We start from the raw sequence: 25,104 nt of genomic DNA on the forward strand, positions 1-25,104 counted from the left end.
GTATTCTCTCCTTATTGTGCAACTTTTTCTGTAGTATTTTGTAAGTAAACTGCTTGAGCTGCGGCAACACCAGCACCAAGTTGAATATCTTTTCCAACTTTTACTAGTGCGATTTCCATTGCAGCAACATATTGTAGTACATCAGTTGGAGCGCAATAGCCCATGTGACCAACTCGGAAGATTTTTCCCTTTAATGTTTGTTGACCACCTGCAATAGATAAGTTGAAGTCTGCTTTTAATACTTTTCGGAATGCTTCTGGATCGAAATCATCAGGTTTCACAGATGTAACTGTTGGAGAACCATCTTCGTCTGAAGCGAATAATGGAAGATCTAAAGCTTTAAATGCAGCACGAGTCATGTCACGCATTAGTTGGTGACGAGCATATACATTTTCAAGACCTTCTTGTTCGAAGTTTTCAAGTGTTTGTTCTAAACCAAATAGTAAAGATAAAGCTGGTGTGAAAGGTGTTGTATCTTTTGCAAGATTGTCACGGTATTTTGTTAGATCTAAGTAAAAACCTTTTTTGGGATTACTTTCGATAACTTTCCATGCGCGTTCACTTACTGCAATAAAGTTCAGTCCAGCTGGTAGCATAAATGCTTTTTGAGAACCAGTTACGACAACATCGATACCCCATTCATCCATTTTAGTTTCTACACCTGCCATGCAAGAAACACCATCGATAATAACTAATGTCTCATCATTTACTGCATGAACAGCTTGTGCTAATTTACCAACAGGATTTAAGACACCCGTTGAAGTTTCGCAGTATGTAGAAAATACTGCTTTGATATCAGGGTTTGCTTTTACATATTCAGCAATTTCAGCTGGGTTAAGTGAAGTTCCCCATTCAACTTTATATTCTTCTACATTTATTTGATATGCTTCGCAGATTTTAGTGAATCGATTTCCAAATACTCCTGTGGCAACAACTAATACTTTATCACCTGGTTTTACAACATTAACAATTGCTGCTTCAAGTCCTGAAGTACCACTACCTGTTAACATCATGACGTCTTGAGTTGTACCGAAAACTTTTTTCAGTCTAGGTTTAATATTTTGAATCATCAGACTAGTTTCGTTCCCACGGTGCCCAATCATTGGCTTAGCCATTGCACGTTCAACGCTTGGTGGGATTGGTGTTGGTCCTGGAATACGTAATAATTGGTAATCTTGTAACATAAGTAATTGCCCCTCTCGTTTTTAGAAAAATTTGCAAAAGTAACTTGGAAAGTCAAGTACTTCAGCATTTAAATAAAAAAAAGCTCTCCACACCCTTACCGTCGTAAGGGGCGAAAAGCTTGTATAAACAATCGCGGTACCACCCTTGTTTCACTGTCCTTTTGAAATGGACAGTCTTTGCTATATGCTTAACGTGCATGATCCGGGTAAACCTACTTTTATATGTTCGGAGTACCTACTCAGAAGTGGAACTTACCGTTGAAATCACTGATTTACACCAACCATCAGCTCGCTGTGGGATTTTCAAATCGTTAAGTATGTCTTCGTCGTCGTATTTTTTCGTCGTATTGAATTTAATCCAATATTAAAACCATTAACATCGAATGTCAACATTATTTTTGGAATTTCTTAAAATTATTGTTTTGAAACATTGATTAATGAGCATTAACACGAACAATAAAAATGTTTTATATATTTATCGTACGTCTTTTTAGAAAAGACAATATTATATGACATAAAGAAAAAACAACATTACTTATAAATATTTTAGAATAATAAATACAACCCATAGGAAAGTTTTTATCCGGAAAATAAAAAAGTTGATAATTCAATAAAACATTATCAATAGCACATATATATAACACCCTGAAATTAAGTACATAATGATAACGAAATAATATATTTGAAAGAAATTTGTATATTTAAGTGAAATGATAATTATAAAAGGTGACAAATATAATTTTATTTAAATACTTTTTTAAAATAGTTAAATATTCCGCTATTCATTAAAATACATAGTCAGAAAATAGAATTTTTATGATGTTTTGATTTTTGTAAATCTACTCAAATAATAAAATAATATTAGAATTTTCAAAATAAAGGTTTTTATAATAAAACATAGAATATCTTTAAGTAAGGTAGCATTATGTAATTTATTATGAACACAGAGGGGTGCACCAAAATGGGATATGAAACAATTACTATTGAAAGAAACGGTAGATTAGCGATTGTTAGTTTAAATCAACCGCAAAAAATGAATGCGATGGATGATGTAATGCTCCATGAGTTAGCAAATTGTTTTGAAGCATTGCATAAAGATCCTACGATACAAGTGTTGATATTAAAAGGTGAGGGAAAAGTATTCTCCGCCGGTGGAGATATTAAAGCGATGTTAACTGAGAGCTTTGATATTGCTGATGTTATGATAGATATCTCTAGATTGGTGAAGGCATTTTACACCTTACCTATGGTAACTATTGCAGCAGTTCATGGTGCAGCTGCTGGACTTGGTTTTAGTTTAGCATTAGCAGCGGATATTATAATTGGGGAAGAAGATAGTAAATTTGCGATGAATTTTATAGGAATTGGTCTTATCCCTGATGGAGCAGGGCATTTCTTTATGAAAGAAAGATTAGGTGCTCCAAAAGCTCAGCAAATGATTTGGGCTGGAGATGTTTTAAATGGTTTTGCGGCGAAAAAAGTAGGATTAGTCGACGAAGTTGTAGAAAATGGAACAGCAATCGAACAAGCAGGACAATTAGCGCAAAAATTGCTACATTCTCCACTATTATCTATGATTGAGACGAAAAAAATATTGCATGCACAGAAAGTTGCTGAACTGAATAGTATTTTAGAAATGGAGTCAGTGGGGCAGACAACAATGCGTAGTACTAAAGATCATCTAGAAGGTATTAAAGCATTTGTAGAAAAAAGAACGCCGAATTTTGAAGGAAAATAAATCAAATCTAATAATTGTCAATAAAAGGAGTTGTCCAAAATTACAGGACAACTCCTTTTTACTCACACATGAAATAATATTAATTTACCGCTTGAGTTAACAAGACGATGAGTCTCTTCGGATAAACCAAGTTGTTCAATTTTTTCTGCCCCTTGTTTTTTTGCTGTATCTTCATCTGAGAATTCCCATGCTTCATCTTTAATGATTTCACCAGATTTTTTAAAAGCTGTAAAACGAAACGTTAGCATCATCCTCACCCCTTATAATGAATGTACATTCATTATACTAAAATGGATTAAATCTTGTACATTAAAATGTGTAAGACTTAAGTAGAAAACGCTATAAATAATTGGAAGTTCATGTTAAAATAAGAACAAATATTCGCTTTACTGAAAGAGGGATAGTATGTCTTCGATTCGATTTTTCCACACTGCTGACTTGCATTTGGATAGCCCATTTAAAGGAATGTCTAATTTACCTGAACAGGCATTTGAACAGCTACGTAACAGTACATTCGATGCTTTTTCAAATTTAATAGAAAAGGCGATTAAAGAAAAACCTGATTTTATCCTGATTGTAGGTGATATTTATGATGGGGAAGATCGCAGTTTAAGGGCACAACAAATTTTTCAAAAAGGTATGGAGAAGTTATCGGAATATCAAATTCCCATTATTATTAGTTATGGAAATCATGATCATTTGAAGGGGAAATGGACACGCTTTTCATTGCCGGAAAATGTTTACGTAATGCCAAAAGAGACGACTAAATTGACATTGAATGTTCGTGATTCCAAGGTGAATCTATACGGATTTAGCTATCCAGAACGGCATGTACTAAAACCTATGATTGACACATACCCAATTGCCACAGAACAAGATGCCGTACATATTGGGATGTTACATGGAAGTTTACAGGGGAATACAACGCATGATGTTTATGCACCGTTTACAATTGAAGAATTGCTTTCCAAAAATTATGATTATTGGGCTCTTGGACATATCCATAAGCGTCAAGTTTTGCATACTGATCCACCCATTATTTATCCGGGGAATATACAAAGTAGACATCTAAAGGAACAAGGCGTAAAAGGGTTTTATGATGTTACAATTACAAATTTCGCTTCAGATTGTACATTTATTCCGACTTCCGCTATTGTGTATGACAAAATAGAAATCGATTGTGCCAACTTAATACATGCCAATGAAGTTCTTAGGGCTTGTGGACAAGCTTTGGAAAACTTCAGAGAACAATTTGGGGCTGGAGTTGTCTGGCTTTATCTAAAAAATATAGATGAACAAGGAAAGTCTCTATTTGAAGAGACGCCACTTGCAGATTGGCTCGAAGTGATTCGTGAACAAGAGGAAGAAAAGACCCCATTTGTATGGATACAATCATTAGAAATAGACGATTCTGCTGTTAATAGATATGAGCCAACATTAGCATCTGAATCAGTCTTAAAAGTGTTAAGTGAATGGGATGAAAAGCATTTAAAAGAGGTTATAAAGGATCTGTATCAACATCCAAAAGGAAGTCGCTACTTAGAAACGTTAACATCAGAAGATTTAGAATCTCTTGTATCTGAGGCAAAACAACAGTTTTTAAAGAACATTAGTACGTCCAAATGATAGGGGGGATAGATGTGTATTTAAAAAAACTATTGATATACGGTTTTGGACAACATGAAGATATTACAGTTGAATTATCAAAAGGCATCAATGTTTTTTATGGATTAAATGAAGCAGGTAAAACGACTATTCAACAATTTATCTTGCAAATTCTCTTCGGATTTCCTCAAAAAAACCACCAACAACTACGATATGAACCTAAAAAAGGTGGTAAGTTTGGTGGACAAGTCCATCTATCAGATCGTGAATATGGAGAATGTATCATTGAACGAGTAAAAGGAAAAGCAAGTGGAGATGTTACTGTATATCTTGCTAATGGTGAAAAAGGCCATGAAGAGTTATTAGCTAAGATTCTGAGAGGGTATAACCGACACAGTTTTGAAGCAGTATTCTCCTTTTCGGTGCATCAATTACAACAGATGGAGAATTTATCTGAGGAAGAGTTAAGTGGTGTTTTATTAGCATCAGGTACGACTGGTGCAGATCAACTAGGTAATGTAAAACAGGAGTTAGAAAAAAAACAACAGGAATTATTCAAAAAATCAGGAAGAGTTCCTCTTTTAAATCAGAATATTATTGATTTAGTACAACAAGATCAAAAGATTAAAGAAGAACGGAAAAAAATAGATGAATATGAGCCTTCTATGAAAAGGATAGAAGAGATTAAAAATGAGATTAAAACTCTCGATCAACAAGAACAATTGCTAAAACAAAATATACAAAAGTTAAATGAGTTACGGCAAGTTTCACCTTTATTAGAAGAAAAACAAAGATTAGAATCCGTAATAGCTAGTATTGAATATACCTCATTTCCAAACAATGGCATCAACCGATATGAGCAACTGCGAGAACTTCAGTTAACAAACAAAGCTTCTTTAAATAAAGTACAACAAAATTACCATTTCTTAATAGAACAGTTACGGGAAGAGTTTGATAGTGAACGATTAAGTTCATTAAAGGAACTTGTCGAGCGTGATAGTGAATGGAGAGAATGGCAAACTCAAATTCGCCAGTTTGAAAGGGATATTCAAACTGTTAAGCAAGAGATGCATAGTCAATTTCAACTTTTAGGCATTATAAAATCGGAACAACAACAGGCAGTTTTACAATCAGAAGTCTCTATTCAACAGGAAGATCAATTTCAACGTTTGATTCAACAAATGGATGAACAACAAGAGCAATTACGATTTCAAGAGAGAATATCAAAGCGTTTAGAAGAGGAAATCCATACTCTATCACATAAACTGGACGAATTGTATGAAAGCATGCCAACTGAGGAAGACAAGGAACGTTTAAAAAAATGGCAAAAAGAAAAAGAAGAAGCTGCTGAAGCAAAAGTATTACTACAACATCATGGATCGAAATCAGAGCGGTTAGTAAATGTTTTAAGTATTTTTCTAGCAGTAATCTCTATTATCTTAGGTATAGCTCAAGGGAAAATGATATTAAGTATAGTTGGAGTAGTTGTAGCAATTGCAATTTATATATTATTCAATCGAAAGTCAAATGCTTCAAATCAAGACAAACAGTTGGAACAATCTATAAGAAAACTAGATAGAGTTCGCAAAATGGCACAAGAAATGGAACAACTTGAACAATCAATCCGCCTCTATCATGATCGTGTTGTTTTAGTTGAGCAACAATTAGAAGATAAAGAAATAGAACAAAAGCAAGTTTTAAAAACATTAAATAAGTTAACTATTTTTACAGAACAAAGCAAAGAACAACTGAAATTATTTTTAGCTAAATTCCAAATCAGAGGGGATATTCAGCCTAAATTAGTAAACGAGTTATTTAGAAATGTTCGTCAATTACAGTTATCTAATAACCGTTTGATGATGATGATTGATCAGAAAGAACAATTGATGAGATTAACAGAACAAAGGTTACAACAAGCTTCAATCATTTGTAACGCTACTTGTACTGTGGAAAATTTATCTTCAGTTGTGCATAGTAATTATCAACAAATGCTAGAATTACAACAATCTATAGAAAATTCACTCGAAAAGAAAAAAGAATTACAACAGCAATTAGAGGAATTGATCTTGTTGAATGATACGTATGAAGAAGAGATATTCAAATTGTTGCAGGATGCCAATGTTAAAACAATAGACGAGTATTATAAAGCTGCAGAACAATATAATGAGTTTGAGAAAACGTACTTTTCACTTAAACAAATTGAAGCACAGCTTCAAATGTTTGATAAAACAGTACAGACAACAGAATTATCTATAGAAGACATCAATTATCGTATCAATCAGTATAATGAGCATGAAAAACAGTTTCAGCTACAAAAAAATCTCTTATTGAAAGAGCAGGCTACTCTCCATGCGCAAGCTGAACATTTGTTGGAAGATCGACAATATGGTAACCACCTACAACAGTTTGAACAACATAAGGCGGCTTTCAATACCAATGCAAGAGAATGGGTAGTATCTAAACTTATATCAACAGCTATCCAAGAAACTTTGCATCAGTTAAAAGAAGAAAAGCTTCCTGCAGTTTTACAACATGCAGAGCAATATTTTAACGTATTAACCAATAATCGATATGAATCACTTTATCTGAATACAGAGGGGAAATTTGAAGTATTATCAGTGGAGGGCATTCGCTATTCAGTTGCAGAGTTATCACAAGCGACAAAAGAACAAGCTTATATTGCATTGCGATTTGCTCTTGCTGGTTCACTTAAACAATCAGCACCTTTCCCAATTATCATGGATGATCCGTTTGTCCATTTTGATCGTTTAAGAATAATTTACATGGTACAATTAATACAAAGAATTTCAAGTGAACATCAGATTCTTTATTTTACATGCCATGATGGAATGCTGGAACAATGGGAGAAAGCTAATATCATCCAAGTAGCAAATCTTAATAATGAAAGGGGATTGACTTCGGTATGAATGGAGTAGCAACATTACAAGCAGGAGCACCAGTCGATCAATATTTACTTATTAAACAAGCAACAAAAGGTGTTACAACAATGGGAAAACCATTTATGACACTTATTTTACAAGATAAAAGCGGAAGCGTAGAAGCAAAGCTTTGGGATACTGGAGAAGAACAAGAAAAATTGTATCAAGCTGGTGTAATTGTTCGCATCGGTGGAGAAATTCATGATTATCGCGGAAAACTACAATTGCGTATTAAAACAATTCGCCCTATAAATGCAGATGAGAATATTACAGTAACTGATTTAGTTCAATCAGCAGAAACTCCTAAAGAAGAATTATTCGATCAGCTCATGAATTTTTTCTTTGAGATAAAGAATCCTAACATTTCTCGTCTTACAAGATATTTAATTATGGAAAATCAACAATCTCTTATGACTTTTCCTGCAGCGACAAAAAATCATCATGATTATGCTTCAGGATTATTAGATCATGTTGTATCTATGCTGAAACTGGGGAAAGCAATAGCAGATTTGTATCCAACTTTAAATAGAGATCTACTTTATGCGGGAATAATCTTACATGATATTGGTAAGGTAGTAGAATTATCAGGACCAATTTCAACAAGTTATACAGTTACCGGAAATATGTTAGGACATATTTCAATAATGGTATCTGAAATTGCTCTTGCAGCAAATGAGTTGAATATTGAAGGAGAGGAAGTAATGCTTCTTCAACATATGGTTTTATCACATCACGGTAAAGAAGAATGGGGAAGTCCTAAAAAACCAATGCTTCAAGAAGCTGAAATACTGCACTATATTGATAATATAGATGCGAAGATGAACACATTAAAACGTGCATTAGGTAAAACAAAACCTGGTGAATTTACTGAACGCCTATTCCCATTAGATAACCGTTCATTCTATAAACCAACAATTGAATAATCACTTAAAGTAAAATAAAAAAACTCGGACAGCTTATAGTTTGTCCGAGTTTTTTTTATAGGAAAAGTTATTTAGATGAGCTTTTGAATTGATCTAATGCATCTTTTAAGTCTTTATCTTTAATCTTCACGTCTGCATCTTTGATCAATTTAGATACTTTTGTTAACAATTGTGATTGGTCAGCTTCTTGAAGTTGTAATTTTTTCTTGATTTGAGCTTTATTGTCTTCGTAAGAACCTTCTACTTTTGCATCTCGTTCATCTTCTAATTTGATGATATGGTAACCGTAAGAAGATTTTACAGGTTCGCTAATTTCACCTTTTTTAAGCGCATATGCAGCTTTTGTGAATTCAGGAACCATTTTATCTGGACCAAACCAACCAAGTTCTCCACCTTGAGCTTGTGAACCTGTATCAGTAGAATATTTTTTAGCTAATTTAGCGAAATCTTCGCCTTTATCTAATTTAGCTTTCACTTCTTTAGCTGTTTTTTCATCAGCAACAAGAATATGACTAGCTTTTACTTCTTTTTTCATTTCTTCATAATAAGCTTTCATGTCAGCTTCAGATACTTTAACACCATCAGCTAATGCAGCTTCTTGTAACAGATTTAGTTTGACGCTACGTTTAAATGATTTTTCAGTCATATTTTGAGCTGCTAGAGCTTGTTTAAAGTCTTGTCCTTGGCTTTCCATTTGTTCTTTTTGCTTTTTGTATTCAGCACTTACTTCTTTATCAGATACTTTATATTTATCGCTTAATACTTTTTCGATGATGATTAATTGTAATGCGGAGTCACCGACTGAATCTTTCATTTCTTTGTAAAGTTGATCTTTTGTTACGTCTCCAACCTTTGAAGTAGCAACTTTTTCGTCACTCGCGTTACCGCAAGCTGACAATGCAAGTACGGATGCTGCAAGTGTTAATGATAAAACTGTTTTTTTCATCTTCCTTATCTCTCCCAACTTAAGTCACTTGAATATATGCAAATGTAACTATACCATAGAACGAAAAAAAATGGAAAAGGTTGCTGCAAAAAGCGCCTAGCAATGCTCTAAACAAATGCATAGGATAGGTAAGAAAGGGGGTGACAGACATGAGTGGAGGTTACCAAAATAACTACGGTTCTAACTCCTTTGCACTTGTGGTGGTACTATTCATCTTGTTGATCATTGTAGGTGCAGCATTTATGGGTTACGGAGGTTACTAATCAATAAAAGACCATTTACTAAATGTAAATGGTCTTTTCTATAGTTTTACAGGGCACGAGAAGCATCATGACCATGCGCAAGCCTATTCTATAAAGTAAACATCATTTCTAAGTAAAATGAAATTAATAAAATGGTAATAAGCACATTAATGGTGCGATAAATTTTAGGTTGCTTTTCCTCGGGAATTTCTTTCTGTGCGCACAAAGCGTACGTCATCCGATTAATTTGGAATAGATAGAACACCGAGAATAGGACGACAATGGCAATGATCAAGTCTTTTCCTCCCCTCTATATATACCCTTTTAGCATATCAAAAAAAAGACAGAAAATACAAGTTTGGTATCATTTAGTTATTTGTAGGCGAAATAAGGATTTCGAAGCCTTTATCTGTCTCTTCTATTAACGCTTGTTTGGGTGAACGTATTAAATGTTTTACATAAAGTAAATCCATTACACATAATCCACAGTGATAAGCTAATAAAATAGCAAAGTAATGTCTAAATGTAGGGAAAATAATTGCCCCAACTATGAGTATACTATTTAATACCATGAAAGGTACTATTAAAGCGACTATATAACGTGATTTCAAAATAGGCTCATGAATGCGCATAGCTAATACAGGAATAATTTTAAAGTGTTTTTCTATAGAAAAGCGTAATCTTGAACGATAACGCATCAATGGCAAAAAATGCAAAAGCTTATGAATAGGGTAGATCATTAAAAACACTAAAATGAATAGTGGAAATAATCGATCAGAGACTGGATTGTCTTTATAAGCCGTTATTGAAATGTAAAAAACAGAAAAGACCATCATAACAAATATTGCTGATATTAAGAAGATACGATGATGTCCATATTGTTTTTGTACATTAATGGTTTTCCAACAATGCAACTTGTAGCATCTCCAATTTTTTTATTTAATAAAATCATCGATACATAACATTAAAGGTTTTTAGAAGGAAAATCAAGCTTAATTTTTTTAAACAAGTTGCTATTTTTAAGAAGATACCATGTTAGATTGGCTTCTAATGCTGATTTGAATGAAATAAGTAGGTAGTTAAAGTTAGTATAAAAAAACCAACATCAAAATTTAAAGGAACCATTCATTGATGTTGGAACGATTATTTAATCTTCTATATTTTTTAAAGAATCTTCAAATATATCCATAAAGTCATCCCCATAAATGTTACGGATAAGGGCGACTAATTCTAAAAATTGCGGGAATTTACCGTACATTCCTTTTAAAGGAAGAGAACCTTCAATAATACTATGTCTAGAATGATTGAAGTTTTCGTATAGCTCTAAAAGCAATGATTGACCTTTTTCGGTGAGCTCAACATATGTATTTCTTTTATCATCATCACGTTTAGAGAATGATAGCAAGCCACGTTCTTCTAAATTTTTTGAAAAATTAAAAGCTGTCGATACATGCATTACACCGAATTTAGCAATATCAGATATGGAAGCACCTTTCAAATTGTTAGCAATAAGTAATACATGGTGTTCATTAATATTCAAATCATAAGGTTTGATCCATGCTTGCCAATCTTTTTCTACGGCTTTCCAAAGGGCTTTTGATAATTGTGCAACACGTTGTGAGTAGAGCATGGCTTCTTTAGCCGTAAGTAATTCTTCAGACATAGCTATCACCACTTTCGTAATTTCTTAATATTATATCATTCTCTTACAAAAATATACAATAGAATAAAGAAATGTTATGCAAAGAAAATTTATCGTTATAATATTTTGTTTATTATTTAGCTAATTATTACTCTCTTTTTTGGCTTTTCTATTTTGAAACGCATTTATTTGCTGTTGAATTTCTTCAACAGAGCTTTGCAATGAAGAAATTTCTTGTTGAAGATGTTGTTGAATAGGAGCAGTTTCTTCTTGCCATACAGAAATAGATGATTTCGTATCCTCTAAAACAGCTGGAACAGCAACTTTTACTTCACTTTTAATATTATTAATGGAATTTTTGATATTCGTAACATGATGGCTTAAATCTTTTACTTGTTCATTTACAATATTTTTACCCGTTTTTAAAGTAGAGCGTAATTCTTTTCCGGATTGTGGTGTAGTTAGTAATACCGCTGCAGCACTACCCAATAGACCAGTTGTAAGTCCGAATAAAAAAGTTGAGGCTTTCATAAAATTCAGTCTCCTTTTTTCTTATAGTTATTTCCTCTTAATACTATATTAAAACAAGATATTAAAAAAATAAAATGGGGATAACTCGTGAGCTAAGTAAATACTTAAGAGTTATCCCATTTATCATATAAATAGAAGGAGTTGACCTATATAATACTGAAGGTCAACTCCTTCTTTTTGTTAGGCTTGATGTAAAGCTGTTGTAAATTTTGAACGTTTTACGAGATTCATAATAATTGGGTAAATTATTACGAAAGCTACAATATTAATAGCTACAGCGGGTAAGACCACTGTTAAGAATAGTGCTCCAAAAGGAATGTTAGCACCAGTAACTACAATTGCAGAACCTAAAAATACACTACCTGAGATAATTGTACCAATACCGGCAAGAATAGCTGATACAACAATTTTTTGAGCCATTTTTTTCAATAAAACAACAATGACATAAAAGATAAATGCTGTAACAAATTTGTCGATTATATTTGGTACAAATCCACCTGGGAATGTAGAAAATAGTCCTGAAATAATGCCGGTAGTCACAGCAAGAAGAAATACCTCTTTTACTCTAGGGAATAGTAGAATTCCGATGAACATCATTGTTAACATGAAGTCAGGTTTCATCCCACCATTAAACCCAGGAATAACAACATATAATGCTGCTCCCACACCAACGAGTAGTGCCATTAATACTAAATTTTTTGTATTCATTTCTCATCTCTCCTATTCAGTTGCCTAAGCTAAGCTAATGTTCTCCTTCCGTATCCTCTTGATCGAAAGCGAAAACTTATAATGATTTTACAATTTAATTGTTTGAAAGGCAATAGCGTATTCGGGTCATAAAGCAGAAAAAGCACAGAACAATTTCTGTGCTTTTAATACTCTCTATTCAATAGATAGAATTCTATTATTTGTTCAAGTTAGCTTTAATTTCTTCAGCTAGTTTTTGTAGGATTTCAGGAGTATATTCGTCTTCTTTTGTATTCCACGTAGGTTTAAAACCATCAGTTGCATCATATCTTGGTATAAAGTGTAAATGGAAGTGGAATACGCTTTGACCAGCGGGAGCACCATTATTATTTAATAGATTCATGCCAGCTGGCTTGAAAGTATCTTTAATCGCATTTGCGATACGAGGTGCAACCTTGAAAAGATTAGCAGCTGTTTCTTCGGACATTTCAAAAACGTTTGCCACATGCTCTTTTGGAATTAGTAAAGTATGTCCTTTTGTTAATGGACCGATATCCATAAACGCATAGACATACTCATCTTCATAGATTTTAGTACTTGGAATAGACCCATCGATAATTTTGCAAAATAAACAATCGCTCATGTAAAAACACACCTTTCACTATTTTGCTATTCATTTTACCACATAGGAACTGCTAGAAAGAGGAATTTTTGATAAACTGTAAATAAGAATGGGAGTGACTTTGAATGACGGTATTAGAATTACAATCTGTAACAGGTGGTTATACACGAAAACCTGTTATTCATGACTTATCTTTTTCTATTGAACCAGGGGAGCTGGTAGGATTAATCGGCTTAAATGGTGCTGGTAAAAGTACTACGATCAAACATATTATTGGAATAATGACACCACAAAAAGGAGAAATTTTGTTAAACGGTGTATCCATTAAAGACAATATGGATCAATATCGTTCTTCTTTCTCTTATATTCCAGAAACCCCGGTTCTTTACGATGAACTGACATTAAAAGAGCATCTTGAGTTGACTGCTATGGCTTATGGAATTGAATTAGAAACTATGGAAGAAAGAGTAGCACCCTTACTAAAAGAATTTAGAATGGAAAAAAGATTGAATTGGTTTCCTTCTCATTTTTCTAAAGGGATGCGCCAAAAAGTAATGATTATGTGTGCCTTTTTAGTCAATCCTTCTTTATATATTATTGATGAGCCATTTTTAGGTCTAGATCCATTAGCAATCCAATCATTATTAGACCAAATGGATGAAAAGAAAAAAGAAGGGGCATCTATTTTAATGTCAACGCATGTATTGGCTACCGCAGAAAAGCATTGCGATAAAATCCTATTATTGCATAACGGTCGTTTGCGTGCATTTGGTACAATGGATGACTTACGCCAAACATTCAATATGCCGAACGCAACATTAGATGATTTATATATCGCGATGACAAAGGAGCAAGATGATGAATAGCTTGCATGATGTTTGGCGTGCGCGGTTTACCCATTATATGGGGGAAGTTCAAAAGTATTTGCGATTCGTCTTTACTGGTCATTTAGCTATTGTTATTATGTTCGTTCTTGGAGCAGCGGGCTATAAATACAGTGAATGGCTAAAAACAGCATCCAGTGATTTTCCTTCAATATTATTAGCGACAGTAATTCTGGGAATTGTATTGGGAATTAGTAGACCTATTACGTTAATTCGAAAACCAGACGAGGTATATTTACTCCCTCTGGAGACAAAATTACCTCTATATTTTAGCAAGGCTTTAAGATATACATTTGGCTCACAAATTATCCTTGTTGCTCTTCTTTATATTGTGACATGGCCGATGCTTCGACAAGTTGCGGGTCTAGAACCGTTAACGATATTCATCGGATTAGTTGTAGCACTTCTATTGAAGTGGTGGAATATTTATAGTGAGTTCAGTTACAGATGGGCTTATAAGGGTCACAATGTTTGGATGGATCGGATTGTTCGGATGGTGTGCTCATTTGCCATGCTTTTCTCTGTTTTGAACGTTCAATTTATTCCGATGATTGTTCTGATCTTAATCATCGTATCTTATCCGATGTCATGGAAAAAGAAAGTTCAACAAACACCATTCCCATATGAACATTTTGTTAGATTAGAAGAAAATCGTATGATGGGGATTTACCGATTTGCAAATTATTTTACAGATGTACCTAATATACATGGAAGTATAAGAAGTCGTGCATGGTTAGATGGAGTTTATAAACTTATACCATATGCAAAACAAAATACGCAGGAATATTTAATATTCCGTTCATTTATACGGACAGATGATCATTTCTTTTTATGGCTTCGTTTAACGGTGATTTCTGCATTAGCTGCAGCCTTTGTTAACATTCCTATTGCCATTGGCGTAGTCGTGGCAGCATTATCATTTGCAACTGCTATTCAGTTGAAACAAGCATTAATAACATCAAATGATTTCAGAATGGACATGTTGTATCCTTTACCAAAGAATGCGCGTGAAAAAGCAGCGGTTAAAATAGTGCGGTATACTATTATTGTACAAGCAATTGTTGTGTTACTTGCAGGATTAGGAATACCATATTTCTATGTACAAGGATTAATCGTACTAGTAGTTGGTGAACTTACACTTCGTTTAAGTAAATAACGAATTATAAAAGGGTGCCCTTAAGGAGTTTTTATTCTTTAAAGAGCATCCTTTTTTATGATTGTTCTCAAATGATATATATTGATTGTGAGAGATTAAAGTTTAACCTCATGAAAGGGGATTGAAATAAGTGACGGAAAAGCAAAAGAAATTAAAGGATATTGAGCTTTCTGTGTTAGATTTAGTATCTGTATTAAAAGATCATGATGCATCATATTCTTTCCAACATAGTTTGGAGTTAGCGCAAAATGTAGAAAAGTTAGGGTACAAACGTTATTGGTTTGCAGAACATCATAATAGTCCGAGTATCGCTAGTTCCGCAACATCATTGTTAATCGGTTATGTTGCACAAGGAACGAAAACAATTCGAGTGGGATCAGGAGGTATAATGCTTCCTAATCATGTCCCTTTAGTAATTGCAGAACAATTCGGTACGTTAGATGCATTATATCCAGACCGCATTGACTTAGGTCTAGGAAGAGCACCAGGTACAGATCCAATAACAGCTCAAGCACTTCGTAGGAATTTGCAAAGTTCGGGTGAAGATTTCCCAGAGAATGTACTAGAATTACAACGTTATTTAAGCAATAATCCAGATGGTCATGTACATGCATATCCTGGTGAAGGTTCAAACGTACCATTATATTTACTAGGATCAAGCCTTTTCAGTGCACGCCTTGCTGGAATGTTAGGATTGCCATATGCATTTGCTAGCCATTTTGCACCGACATATTTAATGGAAGCACTTCGAATGTATAGAGAATCATTCCAACCATCCGAGCAATTAAAAGAACCATACACGATTGCTTGTGTCAATGTAATTGCGGCCGATACAAATGAGGAAGCAAGAAAAATGTCGACGAGTCTATATTTGCATTTTTTGAACATTGTTCGTAATACAAAAAATAAATTACTACCACCAGTAGATGATATGGAAAATTATTGGTCAGAATCCGAAAAGAATATGGTTATGCAGTCATTGTATTATTCATTTATCGGAGACCAAGAAACGATTGAACATGATCTTGGAGCTTTTGTTGAAAGAACAGGCGTGGATGAAATAATGGCTGTTTCACATATTTATGATCCAGCCTCACGTATACGTTCATATGAAATATTAGCTTCGGCAGTAAAAGAGTAGAAATAACAATATCTATGGGTAAGTTGAGAGCCTCCTAACGTGAAGGAGGCTCTTTTCATCCGTATAAAGAGTGATTCAGTAGTGAAAATCAACCACAAATTCGGAGAAGATAAATTCCTTTTAGCCGAGCGAATCACTCAACTTTTAATGATTTATAGCTCCTCTTCATCAGGGCGCTTTGTCACATATATTTTTACATAAGGAGCACTTGTGAAAATATTTCCACGATCTACTCCATTTACATCTTCATGGGTTTCTTTATAGGAACTGGATGCCTTCCATGCTTCAAATGAATGTGGACCAGTCCATTCAGTAAGAGAAATATATGTTTCGTCATGCAAAGGTCTTAGTAAACGAAATGCGATTAAACCGGGTTCGTTTTCAATCGCTTTAATCGTGTCTAAGAAACGATCTTCAAATATTTTTCGACTTTCACTTTTAACAGGAATATGGTTCATAACAAAATAGCCATGTTCGTCTAAGGTATTGATATTACCTATAACTTCATAGCTTCTCGGGGTAGCAAACACACTTTTTTTATCAGATTCATGAAGTAGAACTGTATTTCCTTCACCATATAAAACAATCATATCTTCTTTCGAAAACTTCTTTTTTAGACTTTCCATAAATTCTGGTGTTCCAGAAGTTAAATATAAATACATAGAAATTCCACCTTTGTAAGCTAATTTGAATTCTTGCAACAGTACAAGAAAATTTAATACATTATATTAGAGAAGTATGAACGAGTAATCCTATCAAGAAAAATCAATGTCTATCTCGGAAATCATCCCTCTAAATCGACAAAAAATGGTATAAACATTATGAAAGAAAGTTAATAATAGTATATCCTTTAAATTAGAAAATATCATAAGTAGACACTTTGTCAAAAAGATGTCATCAATTTATACATTTTTTTGACAATCAGCTCGTTGAACTATACAACGCTTGAAGAAACGTCTATTATGAACAATGGATATGAATGTCGAATTAAATAATTACTGAATTGATGAAAGGACGGTTTACTGTTCATGGGAACATTTAATGATACGCTTTTACGCGCAGCACGAGGTGAAAGGACAGCCTATACACCAGTTTGGTACATGCGACAAGCAGGTCGTTCACAACCTGAATATCGCAAGATTAAAGAAAAATATTCACTAGAAGAAATAACGCACCAACCAGAATTATGTGCTTATGTAACGCACTTACCAGTACAAAATTATGATGTGGATGCAGCGATTTTATACAAAGACATCGTTACTCCTTTACCTGGTATGGGAATAGATGTGAAGATTAAAGGCGGAGTAGGCCCTGTTATTTCCAATCCTATTCGCTCGGCGCAAGATGTAAAGAATCTTAGAGAATTTAATCCTGAGGAGCATGTTCCGTTCGTCCTTGATACGATAAAGTTATTGACTAAAGAACAACTTAATGTACCTTTAATCGGCTTTGCCGGAGCACCATTTACATTGGCAAGTTATTTAATAGAAGGCGGTCCCTCTAAAAACTATGCGTTGACAAAATCATTTATGGTGTCACAACCAGAAGCATGGTTCCTTTTGATGGAGAAACTTGGAGATATGGTGATTACAGATTTAAAAGCACAGATTAAAGCAGGTGCTAAAGCATTCCAAATCTTCGACTCATGGGTGGGTGCTTTAAGTCATCGAGACTATAGCATTTTCATCAAACCGGTTATGGAACGTATTTTTAATGAGCTAAAAGGCGAAGGTGTACCGATGATCTTATTTGGTGTAGGTGCAAGTCACTTAGCACTAGATTGGCAAGATCTACCGTTAGATGTAGTTGGATTAGATTGGCGTTTACCTATTAGAGAAGCGCGTGAAATGGGTATTACAAAACCTGTTCAAGGAAATCTTGATCCAACATTATTATTAGCTGATTGGTCAATTCTTGAAGCTCGTACAAAAGAGATTATTGATCAAGGGTTAGAAGTGCCAGGTCATATCTTCAATTTGGGCCATGGAGTATTTCCATCAGTAAATCCAGATGTTTTAAAACGATTAACAACTTTAATACATGAATATAGTGCGCAAAAAATAAAAGCGCATTCATTATAATCTTGAGGTGATTAGAAATGAAAAAACAAATCGGACTATTAGTAATGGCTTATGGAACGCCAAAAAACGATGATGATTTAATTCCTTATTATACACATATTCGCCACGGACACCGTCCTAGTGATGAACATATTGAAGATTTACGCAGCCGTTATAAAGCAATCGGTGGAATTTCACCACTTGCTGAAACAACTGAAAAACAAGGAAAAGCATTAGAAAAACGTTTAAATGAAGTACAAGATGAAGTTGAGTACAAATTATATATTGGCTTAAAACATATTGCGCCTTTTATCGAAGATGCAGTTGAAAAAATGCATAATGATGGTATTACTGAAGCAGTCTCACTAGTTTTAGCACCACATTTTTCTTCATTCTCAACAAAATCATATAATACTCGTGCAACAGATAAAGCAAAGGAACTTGGCAATTTAACTATTTATACTATTGATAGCTGGTATAAAGAAGAAAAATATCTTCAATATTGGACAGAAAAAATCAATGCAGAATTTGCTGCAATGTCTGATGAAGAACGTGAAAAGGCTTGCTTAATCGTTTGTGCTCATTCTCTACCAGAAAAAATTATCGCTATGGGTGATCCATATGCAGATCAACTACATGAAACAGCAGAAATTCTTCAACAACGTACAGGCGTGAAAAACATGGAATTTGGTTGGCAATCTGCCGGTCAAACAAAAGATCCATGGCTTGGACCAGATGTACAAGATTTAACACGTGAGTTATATAACAAGAAAGGCTATCGTTCATTTGTATATACACCAGTTGGTTTTGTAGCTGAGCACTTAGAAGTTCTTTATGATAATGATTATGAATGTAAAACTGTTTGTGAAGAACTAGGAGCAAACTACCATCGTCCAGCAATGCCAAATGACAATCCATTATTTATAGATGCATTAGTTGATGTAGTACAAAAAACATTAGTAGCTCATGCTTAATAGAAAGTGATGATTGATGTGACTGAACAAAAGCGAAGGGTTGCCGTTATCGGAGGGGGGATTACGGGCTTAACAGCTGCGTTCTTTTTGCAACAAGAAGCAAGAAAACAGAAGCTACCGCTTGAGATTGTCCTTATAGAAGCAAGTCACAGATTAGGTGGCAGTATTCAAACAGTAAAAAAGGATGACTTTATCATTGAAAGAGGTCCAGATTCTTTTTTTGAGAAAGATCAAGTAGTTGTAGATTTATCAAAACAGTTAGGGATTGAAGACCAGCTAATCAGTAATTCCCCGGGAAAATCTTATGTAGCTATCAATAATCAACTTTCCCCCATTCCAAAAGGTTCTATTTTAGGAATACCAACTGAAATTTTGCCCTTTGCTAAGTCTGATGCGATTTCTTGGAGTGGAAAGTTAAGGACGGCTTGTGATTTATTATTACCTCCATCTGACATAAGTCAAGATCAATCATTAGGTAAGTTTTTACGTAAACGATTTGGAGAAGAGACTGTTGAAAATTTAATCGAACCTATATTATCGGGAGCGTATTCGGGTGATATCGATTTATTGAGTTTACATGAAACACTTCCGAATTTATCTAATGCTTGTAGAAAACATCGCAGTGTGATTAAAGGTATTCAAAAGGAAACATCTAAACTAAAAGAAGGTGCAAATGGATACTCTTATCTAACGTTAAAGGACGGTTTGGAGAGTTTAATCGATGCTTTAGAGCAAGCGTTAGAAATGGCTATTATTTATAAAAGTGTTCGGGTTCAAAGTATTACAAAATCGAAGGATAAAATAATACTGTCACTAAATAATCAGCATTCTATCTTTGTAGATGGTGTGATTGTTGCGACTTCACATCAAATGGCAACAAAGTTATTTGAGCGAGAAGGTATTTTGAAAAGTTTACTCGATATTCCAGTGAATTCATTTGCGACGGTTTCAATGATTTTTCCACACAACACCATCAAGAAAGCGTTTGATGGATATGGCTTTTTTGTCTCTAGAAGTAGTGAATATTCTATCACTGCATGTTCTCTTACTCATCGCAAATGGCCACACAAAGTCCCTGGAGATTATGAAGTGATTAAGAGCTATGTAGGACGAGCAGGTGATGAATCTATCGTTGAACTGTCTGATTCAGAAATTGAAAAAATTGTCTTACAAGATTTAAAAAGCACCCTTAAAGTTGCTGGAAAACCAATTCATACAGTAGTATCCCGTTTTAAAAAGGCAATGCCGATTTATACAATAGGACATCAAAAAAGAGTTGAACAGGCGAAAAAAGAATTGCATGAGTCATACCCGACTATTCGTCTTGCTGGAAATGCTTATGAAGGCTTCAGTTTAACCGATTGTATTTTACAAGGGGAAAATGCGGCAAAAGAAGTTATAGCATCAATATTCCAAAAAGAACTCTGTCTCTAGTAAGAGATGGAGTTCTTTTGTTTTAATAGTTACATTTAGCTTTGCGAACGTTATTATTTCTTCAAAAAATAGCTAAGAAGACTTCATTTATATTTCACATTTACAAAGTAAAATAGTATATAGAGGTGATGCTTGTGATTTGGAGAAAAATGTGGATTCTATGGATCGTCAGTTTTGCACTAATTCTTAGTGGATGCGGTGAGACTACATACCCTACAATATCTAAAACAAAAAATTTTGTAGCATCTGTAAATTTACAAGCACCATCAATCAGTTTTATAAACGATAAAGGAAAAGTATTTACAACATGGAAACTAGATGAAGGATATACTGGTGCAACATTAATAGATCATGATTATATTTTGCTGTATGGATATCAGTTAAAAAAAGCAACTGTCTATAACTTGAGCACGGGTAAACAAGAATACACCATTGCTACTGGAATTGGTATAACAAATGCTATTTATGATAAAAAACATCAAAAAGTGTATCTAGCAAACGGGAAAACCAACCGTATTTCGGCATATTTTAGTAATGGAAAATTAGCCAAAACTCAAAAGGTAGGAAATTACCCTATGTCCATGATCATCCATGATCAGCAACTTTATATAGTAAATTACAAAGATACTACTTTATCAATATTGCAGACAAATACTTTAAAACCTTTAAAAGAGTGGACTATTGAGAAGTCATCAAATGGTATGCAGATTGTTAAGAATAAGGAATTATGGATTGGTGGTCATGGTGAGGGGATTAAACCAAACTCAACGGCCGATATTTATGACTTACAAACAGGTGAAAGAATATCACAGATTAAACTACCTTTAATGCCTGTTGGTTTTGCAAAGAGTCAAGATCGCGTCTATGTTATTAGTCATGGTGATAGTGCACTTTCTGAAGTGGATTTCAATGGTAAGGTAATTCGTAAAATGGAAGTTGGGGCGAATCCCTTTACTGTAACAATCTTTAAAGACAACATAGTGGTAGCTGGATATGATGATCATCACGTCTATTTTTTACAAAATGGGAAAATTGCTAAAACAATCAATGTAGGTAAAGGACCTTTCCAATTGCTTGTCAGGGGGAACGAAGAATGACGACAATATTAATTGTAGATGATGAACAAGATATGAGAAATTTAGTTGAAGTAATGTTAAGCCAGTCTGGTTTTCAATCTCTTCAAGCGAATGGAGGACAAGAAGCGTTTAAGCTGCTAAAAGAACATCATATAGACTTAGTTATTTTAGATGTAATGATGCCAGAGATGGACGGCTTTTCTGTTTGTGCTGAAATAAGAAAGGAATCTGATGTCCCCATTATTTTCTTGACAGCAAAGGATGCGAATGAGGATAAAGTAAAAGGACTAACAATTGGTGCTGATGATTATGTAGTAAAACCGTTTTCTGCATCAGAGCTAATAGCTAGGATACAAGCCGTATTAAGAAGAACTGAAGGAGAAGTTGTTGAAGATACCAATCATCTAATTGTTAAGGGAGAAATAGAATTAGATGATGTGTCAAGAAAAGTTAGTGTGAGTGGTAAAGTTGTTCCATTAACATTAAAGGAATTCGAAATCCTGCATTTGTTTATGAATAACGAAAGTGTAGTCTATACACGAGAACAACTTTTAGAAATTATATGGGATGCACATTATAGCGGTGGTACTAGAACGGTTGATACACATATTAAAACATTAAGATTAAAACTAGGAGCAAAGACCGGAAAATATATACAAACTGTATGGGGATTGGGGTATCGATTCGAGGTTGTAAGATGAAAAAATTATCCACGAAAATTTGGACAGTCATTGTAGCTTTTTTAGCCATTACAATATTATTTATGTATGTTCTTACGGATTTCTTATATGAAGGCCTTTATGTAAAAGACGCAGAAGATTCAATGGTTGAAGTTGGAGAAAAATTGTCAACAATCTATAATGGTGGAAAAGTAACTGATGAATTTATCCAAAAGATTGATGAATATAATGATTACTCGAATATAAATGTGTTTGCAGTTCGGAATCCTAGAGAACTAAGTGCATGTGTACCATTTGATATCGATTATGATACTTTAATCGGTGCAGATGAACGACAGCAGCTTCTTGAGGGGAAAACAATCACAAAAAAAGGCTATGAAAAGCGTTTTGATCGCCAAGTAATTTCAGCCATTATTCCATTAACTGATCAAAAACGTTTAGAGGGGATTATCTATATATACTTCCCGCTTGCTAAAATAACAGAAATGGCTTCAAAAGAAGTCTTTATCTTACTTGGCAGTGCAGCTATCTTTATAGTCTTAATTGGATTTGGTGTGTTTAAAGGTATCAAGCATATTATGAAACCATTAAAAGAGTTGCAAAATGCAGCTGAAAAGATGGCCGTGGGTAATTATGAAACTCGAGTTGAAGTAAAATCTAAAGATGAAATAGGAGAACTTGCACAAACCTTCAACAAAATGGCCACATCAATACAACGCGAGGATGAAGCTCAAAAGCAATTTCTAGCAACAGTTTCCCATGAATTGCGGACACCCATTAGTTATGTAAAAGGATATGGAGAAGCATTGCAGAATGGATATATAGAGGAATCACAAAGACAAGAGACGCTTTCTCTTATTGTTCGGGAAGCAAATCGCTTAGAAAAACTGACAAATGAATTATTGCAATTATCAAGAGCTGTTAACCAAACAGAATCCGGACCCTTATATCCTTTGCCGCTGGCGGAAACTTTACGTGAAGTTGTAACAATTACGGAGCAAAAAGCTTACTTAAAATCAATTAGTTTGAGAACAGACATTGATGAAGATATCATTATTAATGCAAACGAGGAAAAAATTAAACAAATAATGATTAATCTTATAGAAAATGGACTGCGATATTCTAAAGAAGGAACAGAGATTATTCTAAGTTCAAAGAGAAAAGAGAATATGGCAATTATAACTGTACAAGATCATGGTATTGGAATACCTGCTGAAGACTTACCACATATAACTGAACGCTTTTATCGAGTCAATAAAGCACGAAGCAGAAGTGATGGAGGTAGTGGATTAGGTCTTTCTATTGTAGATCAGCTTGTAAAATATCATAAAGGAACTTGGCATATAGATAGTGAATTAGGTAATGGTACAAAAGTGACTATACAAATACCATTAATAAAGGAGATTTAAATGATGAAAAAACTACTAATAAGTTTAGCTGTAATAGCTGGTGTACTTGCTGGCTGTAACAATGCAAATAGTTCAAAGACAGATGATTCTACATCACATAACGAAGGAACAACAGTAGAAGTAAAAGTAGCTATTCAAACACCTGAAAAAGTAAAAGTTGGAAAGGATATTGAATTAGCCGCTCATGTTACTCAAGGTGGAGAAAATGTAGACGATGCTGATGAAGTGAAATTTGAAGTTTGGGAATCAGGTAATAGAGATAATGGACAAATGCTTGAAGGTAAATTAGATAAAGACGGCATATACAAAGCAACGACAAAATTCGATCATGATGGTGTCTATTATATGTATGCTCACACCACAGCTCGCGGTTTACACACAATGCCTAAACAAAAAATTGTAGCTGGCAATCCTGATATGAGTAAAGTAAAAGAGGATAATGACGATGGAAGTATGAATATGGATATGGATGATTCCTCAAGCGAAGATCATTAAATTATATTCGAGTGAGATTCTGTTTTGTTAAAATACCTTGCAACAAAAAATTAATAAGTGTAAAATTAATGACCAGATGACCAAAAATGTTTTCTGGTCATTTTATGCAAGCAGAAAGTAGGTAAGAAACAATATGGATAGGAGACAAGAGATTCTTGAAGCAGCATCCAAATCCTTTTCACTATTTGGATATAAAGCAACAACCATGGATCAAGTGGCGAAAATTGCAAATGTAGGAAAAGGTACGATTTATACATTTTTCGAAAATAAAGAAATTCTTTTCCAAGAGATTGTAGTGAAACTAATTTTGGAAATGAAATTAGCGGCCGAACAGGAAATTGAAACAAGTCGTCCATTTCAAGAAAATGCACATAATGTTTTAATGAAAATCTTGCAATTTAGAGAAGTACATCAACTATATGCAAAATTAGTAGAAGAAGAAAAAGAGCTTCGAACTCCAACTGTTCAAACGATGTTAATTCGTATCGAAAAAGAAATTGTCTCCTACATTTCGGAAAAGATAAATATTGCTGTAGATAAAAAAGAATTGTGTCCATGTGATTCGGAACTTGTAGCCTTTCTATTATTTAAATCTTATATTGGTCTAGTCGCAGATTGGGGCGAAACACATGATTCGGAATTATCCGAAGAAAGAATCGCAGCATTGTTTCGAGATACTATCTTTAAAGGTCTCTTACCATGAGATTCTTTTTGCAATAAAATGACCAAATGAGAA

The 25,104-nt window shown here is 34.1% G+C and carries 26 protein-coding genes and 1 other annotated feature; of the genes, 16 read left to right on the plus strand and 10 right to left on the minus strand.

Annotation, left to right across the window (positions count from 1 at the left end):
- Nucleotides 1–11 precede the first annotated feature (11 nt).
- Nucleotides 12–1,184, minus strand: coding sequence for a pyridoxal-phosphate-dependent aminotransferase family protein (locus D1606_RS03165; protein WP_119414557.1), 1,173 nt, complete (start codon nt 1,182–1,184; stop codon nt 12–14).
- 103 nt (nt 1,185–1,287) lie between these two features.
- Nucleotides 1,288–1,523 (minus strand) — a binding site (T-box leader).
- A 622-nt stretch (nt 1,524–2,145) separates the two neighbouring features.
- Here D1606_RS03165 and D1606_RS03170 point away from each other — a divergent pair.
- Entirely contained in the window at nt 2,146–2,922 is a 777-nt protein-coding gene (locus D1606_RS03170) for an enoyl-CoA hydratase (RefSeq protein ID WP_119414558.1), read from the plus strand.
- A gap of 62 nt (nt 2,923–2,984) precedes the next feature.
- Here D1606_RS03170 and D1606_RS03175 read toward each other — a convergent pair whose 3' ends face one another.
- A complete protein-coding gene (locus D1606_RS03175; protein ID WP_119414559.1) occupies nt 2,985–3,170 on the minus strand; it encodes a YhzD family protein in 186 nt (61 codons plus the stop codon).
- Nucleotides 3,171–3,327: 157 nt separating this feature from the next.
- On the opposite strand from D1606_RS03175, the gene D1606_RS03180 reads away from it, so the two are divergent.
- From D1606_RS03180 to yhaM, 3 genes are read left to right on the plus strand one after another with little or no spacing between them, the layout of a single operon-like run.
- Nucleotides 3,328–4,548, plus strand: a complete 1,221-nt coding sequence (locus D1606_RS03180) for a metallophosphoesterase family protein (protein WP_119414560.1) — start codon at nt 3,328–3,330, stop codon at nt 4,546–4,548.
- 14 nt (nt 4,549–4,562) lie between these two features.
- Nucleotides 4,563–7,454 carry an ATP-binding protein gene (locus D1606_RS03185; protein WP_158582309.1) on the plus strand — a complete coding sequence of 964 codons (2,892 nt, stop codon included), beginning with the start codon at nt 4,563–4,565 and terminating at the stop codon, nt 7,452–7,454.
- The gene (gene yhaM / locus D1606_RS03190) at nt 7,451–8,389 is read left to right on the plus strand and encodes a 3'-5' exoribonuclease YhaM (protein WP_119414562.1); all 939 of its coding nucleotides are present in this window, start codon (nt 7,451–7,453) and stop codon (nt 8,387–8,389) included. Before D1606_RS03185 ends, yhaM begins: the two co-directional genes overlap by 4 nt.
- Before the next feature lie 67 nt (nt 8,390–8,456).
- Here the strand turns inward: yhaM and D1606_RS03195 are convergent, their stop codons facing one another.
- Entirely contained in the window at nt 8,457–9,335 is an 879-nt protein-coding gene (locus tag D1606_RS03195; protein ID WP_119414563.1) for a peptidylprolyl isomerase, read from the minus strand.
- A gap of 149 nt (nt 9,336–9,484) precedes the next feature.
- Between D1606_RS03195 and D1606_RS03200 the strand changes: the two genes are divergently transcribed.
- Nucleotides 9,485–9,598: a YjcZ family sporulation protein gene (locus D1606_RS03200; protein ID WP_119414564.1), complete on the plus strand. Its 114-nt coding sequence runs from the start codon at nt 9,485–9,487 to the stop codon at nt 9,596–9,598.
- Nucleotides 9,599–9,686: 88 nt separating this feature from the next.
- Here the strand turns inward: D1606_RS03200 and D1606_RS19025 are convergent, their stop codons facing one another.
- The 6 genes from D1606_RS19025 to D1606_RS03230 form a co-directional block, all read right to left on the minus strand.
- Nucleotides 9,687–9,872 (minus strand): hypothetical protein, encoded by a 186-nt coding sequence (locus D1606_RS19025; protein WP_119414565.1) that lies wholly within the window; start codon nt 9,870–9,872, stop codon nt 9,687–9,689.
- A gap of 73 nt (nt 9,873–9,945) precedes the next feature.
- Entirely contained in the window at nt 9,946–10,491 is a 546-nt protein-coding gene (locus tag D1606_RS03210; RefSeq protein WP_119414566.1) for a DUF3267 domain-containing protein, read from the minus strand.
- A 233-nt stretch (nt 10,492–10,724) separates the two neighbouring features.
- Nucleotides 10,725–11,246, minus strand: a complete 522-nt coding sequence (locus tag D1606_RS03215; RefSeq protein ID WP_119414648.1) for an HTH-type transcriptional regulator Hpr — start codon at nt 11,244–11,246, stop codon at nt 10,725–10,727.
- Nucleotides 11,247–11,360: 114 nt separating this feature from the next.
- Nucleotides 11,361–11,750 (minus strand): YtxH domain-containing protein, encoded by a 390-nt coding sequence (locus tag D1606_RS03220; RefSeq protein ID WP_119414567.1) that lies wholly within the window; start codon nt 11,748–11,750, stop codon nt 11,361–11,363.
- Nucleotides 11,751–11,930: 180 nt separating this feature from the next.
- Nucleotides 11,931–12,458, minus strand: coding sequence for a tryptophan transporter (locus D1606_RS03225; RefSeq protein WP_119414568.1), 528 nt, complete (start codon nt 12,456–12,458; stop codon nt 11,931–11,933).
- 196 nt (nt 12,459–12,654) lie between these two features.
- A complete protein-coding gene (locus D1606_RS03230) occupies nt 12,655–13,080 on the minus strand; it encodes an HIT family protein (protein WP_119414569.1) in 426 nt (141 codons plus the stop codon).
- Between the two features lie 104 nt (nt 13,081–13,184).
- On the opposite strand from D1606_RS03230, the gene D1606_RS03235 reads away from it, so the two are divergent.
- From D1606_RS03235 to D1606_RS03245, 3 genes are all read left to right on the plus strand, one after another.
- Nucleotides 13,185–13,925 (plus strand): ABC transporter ATP-binding protein, encoded by a 741-nt coding sequence (locus D1606_RS03235; RefSeq protein ID WP_119414570.1) that lies wholly within the window; start codon nt 13,185–13,187, stop codon nt 13,923–13,925.
- Nucleotides 13,918–15,099, plus strand: a complete 1,182-nt coding sequence (locus tag D1606_RS03240; protein ID WP_119414571.1) for an ABC transporter permease — start codon at nt 13,918–13,920, stop codon at nt 15,097–15,099. Before D1606_RS03235 ends, D1606_RS03240 begins: the two co-directional genes overlap by 8 nt.
- A 130-nt stretch (nt 15,100–15,229) precedes the next feature.
- Complete coding sequence (locus tag D1606_RS03245) at nt 15,230–16,240, plus strand: LLM class flavin-dependent oxidoreductase (RefSeq protein WP_119414572.1); 1,011 nt, start codon at nt 15,230–15,232, stop codon at nt 16,238–16,240.
- 152 nt (nt 16,241–16,392) lie between these two features.
- Here D1606_RS03245 and D1606_RS03250 read toward each other — a convergent pair whose 3' ends face one another.
- The gene (locus D1606_RS03250; RefSeq protein ID WP_119414573.1) at nt 16,393–16,902 is read right to left on the minus strand and encodes an antibiotic biosynthesis monooxygenase family protein; all 510 of its coding nucleotides are present in this window, start codon (nt 16,900–16,902) and stop codon (nt 16,393–16,395) included.
- A gap of 366 nt (nt 16,903–17,268) precedes the next feature.
- Between D1606_RS03250 and hemE the strand changes: the two genes are divergently transcribed.
- From hemE to D1606_RS03290, 8 genes are all read left to right on the plus strand, one after another.
- On the plus strand, nt 17,269–18,321 hold the full coding sequence (gene hemE / locus D1606_RS03255; RefSeq protein WP_119414574.1) for a uroporphyrinogen decarboxylase: 1,053 nt from the start codon (nt 17,269–17,271) through the stop codon (nt 18,319–18,321).
- Between the two features lie 17 nt (nt 18,322–18,338).
- Nucleotides 18,339–19,274: a ferrochelatase gene (hemH, locus tag D1606_RS03260; RefSeq protein WP_119414575.1), complete on the plus strand. Its 936-nt coding sequence runs from the start codon at nt 18,339–18,341 to the stop codon at nt 19,272–19,274.
- 9 nt (nt 19,275–19,283) lie between these two features.
- Nucleotides 19,284–20,708: a protoporphyrinogen oxidase gene (gene hemY, locus D1606_RS03265; RefSeq protein ID WP_367269465.1), complete on the plus strand. Its 1,425-nt coding sequence runs from the start codon at nt 19,284–19,286 to the stop codon at nt 20,706–20,708.
- A gap of 134 nt (nt 20,709–20,842) precedes the next feature.
- The gene (locus D1606_RS03270; protein ID WP_119414577.1) at nt 20,843–21,805 is read left to right on the plus strand and encodes a YncE family protein; all 963 of its coding nucleotides are present in this window, start codon (nt 20,843–20,845) and stop codon (nt 21,803–21,805) included.
- The gene (locus D1606_RS03275) at nt 21,802–22,485 is read left to right on the plus strand and encodes a response regulator transcription factor (protein WP_119414578.1); all 684 of its coding nucleotides are present in this window, start codon (nt 21,802–21,804) and stop codon (nt 22,483–22,485) included. Before D1606_RS03270 ends, D1606_RS03275 begins: the two co-directional genes overlap by 4 nt.
- On the plus strand, nt 22,482–23,873 hold the full coding sequence (locus D1606_RS03280; protein ID WP_119414579.1) for a sensor histidine kinase: 1,392 nt from the start codon (nt 22,482–22,484) through the stop codon (nt 23,871–23,873). Before D1606_RS03275 ends, D1606_RS03280 begins: the two co-directional genes overlap by 4 nt.
- A 3-nt stretch (nt 23,874–23,876) precedes the next feature.
- Nucleotides 23,877–24,368, plus strand: a complete 492-nt coding sequence (locus D1606_RS03285) for a FixH family protein (protein WP_119414649.1) — start codon at nt 23,877–23,879, stop codon at nt 24,366–24,368.
- Nucleotides 24,369–24,501: 133 nt separating this feature from the next.
- Nucleotides 24,502–25,071 (plus strand): TetR/AcrR family transcriptional regulator, encoded by a 570-nt coding sequence (locus tag D1606_RS03290; RefSeq protein ID WP_119414580.1) that lies wholly within the window; start codon nt 24,502–24,504, stop codon nt 25,069–25,071.
- Nucleotides 25,072–25,104 lie beyond the last annotated feature (33 nt).

Source organism: Rummeliibacillus sp. POC4, from assembly GCF_003576525.1.
Taxonomy (GTDB): Bacteria; Bacillota; Bacilli; order Bacillales_A; family Planococcaceae; genus Rummeliibacillus.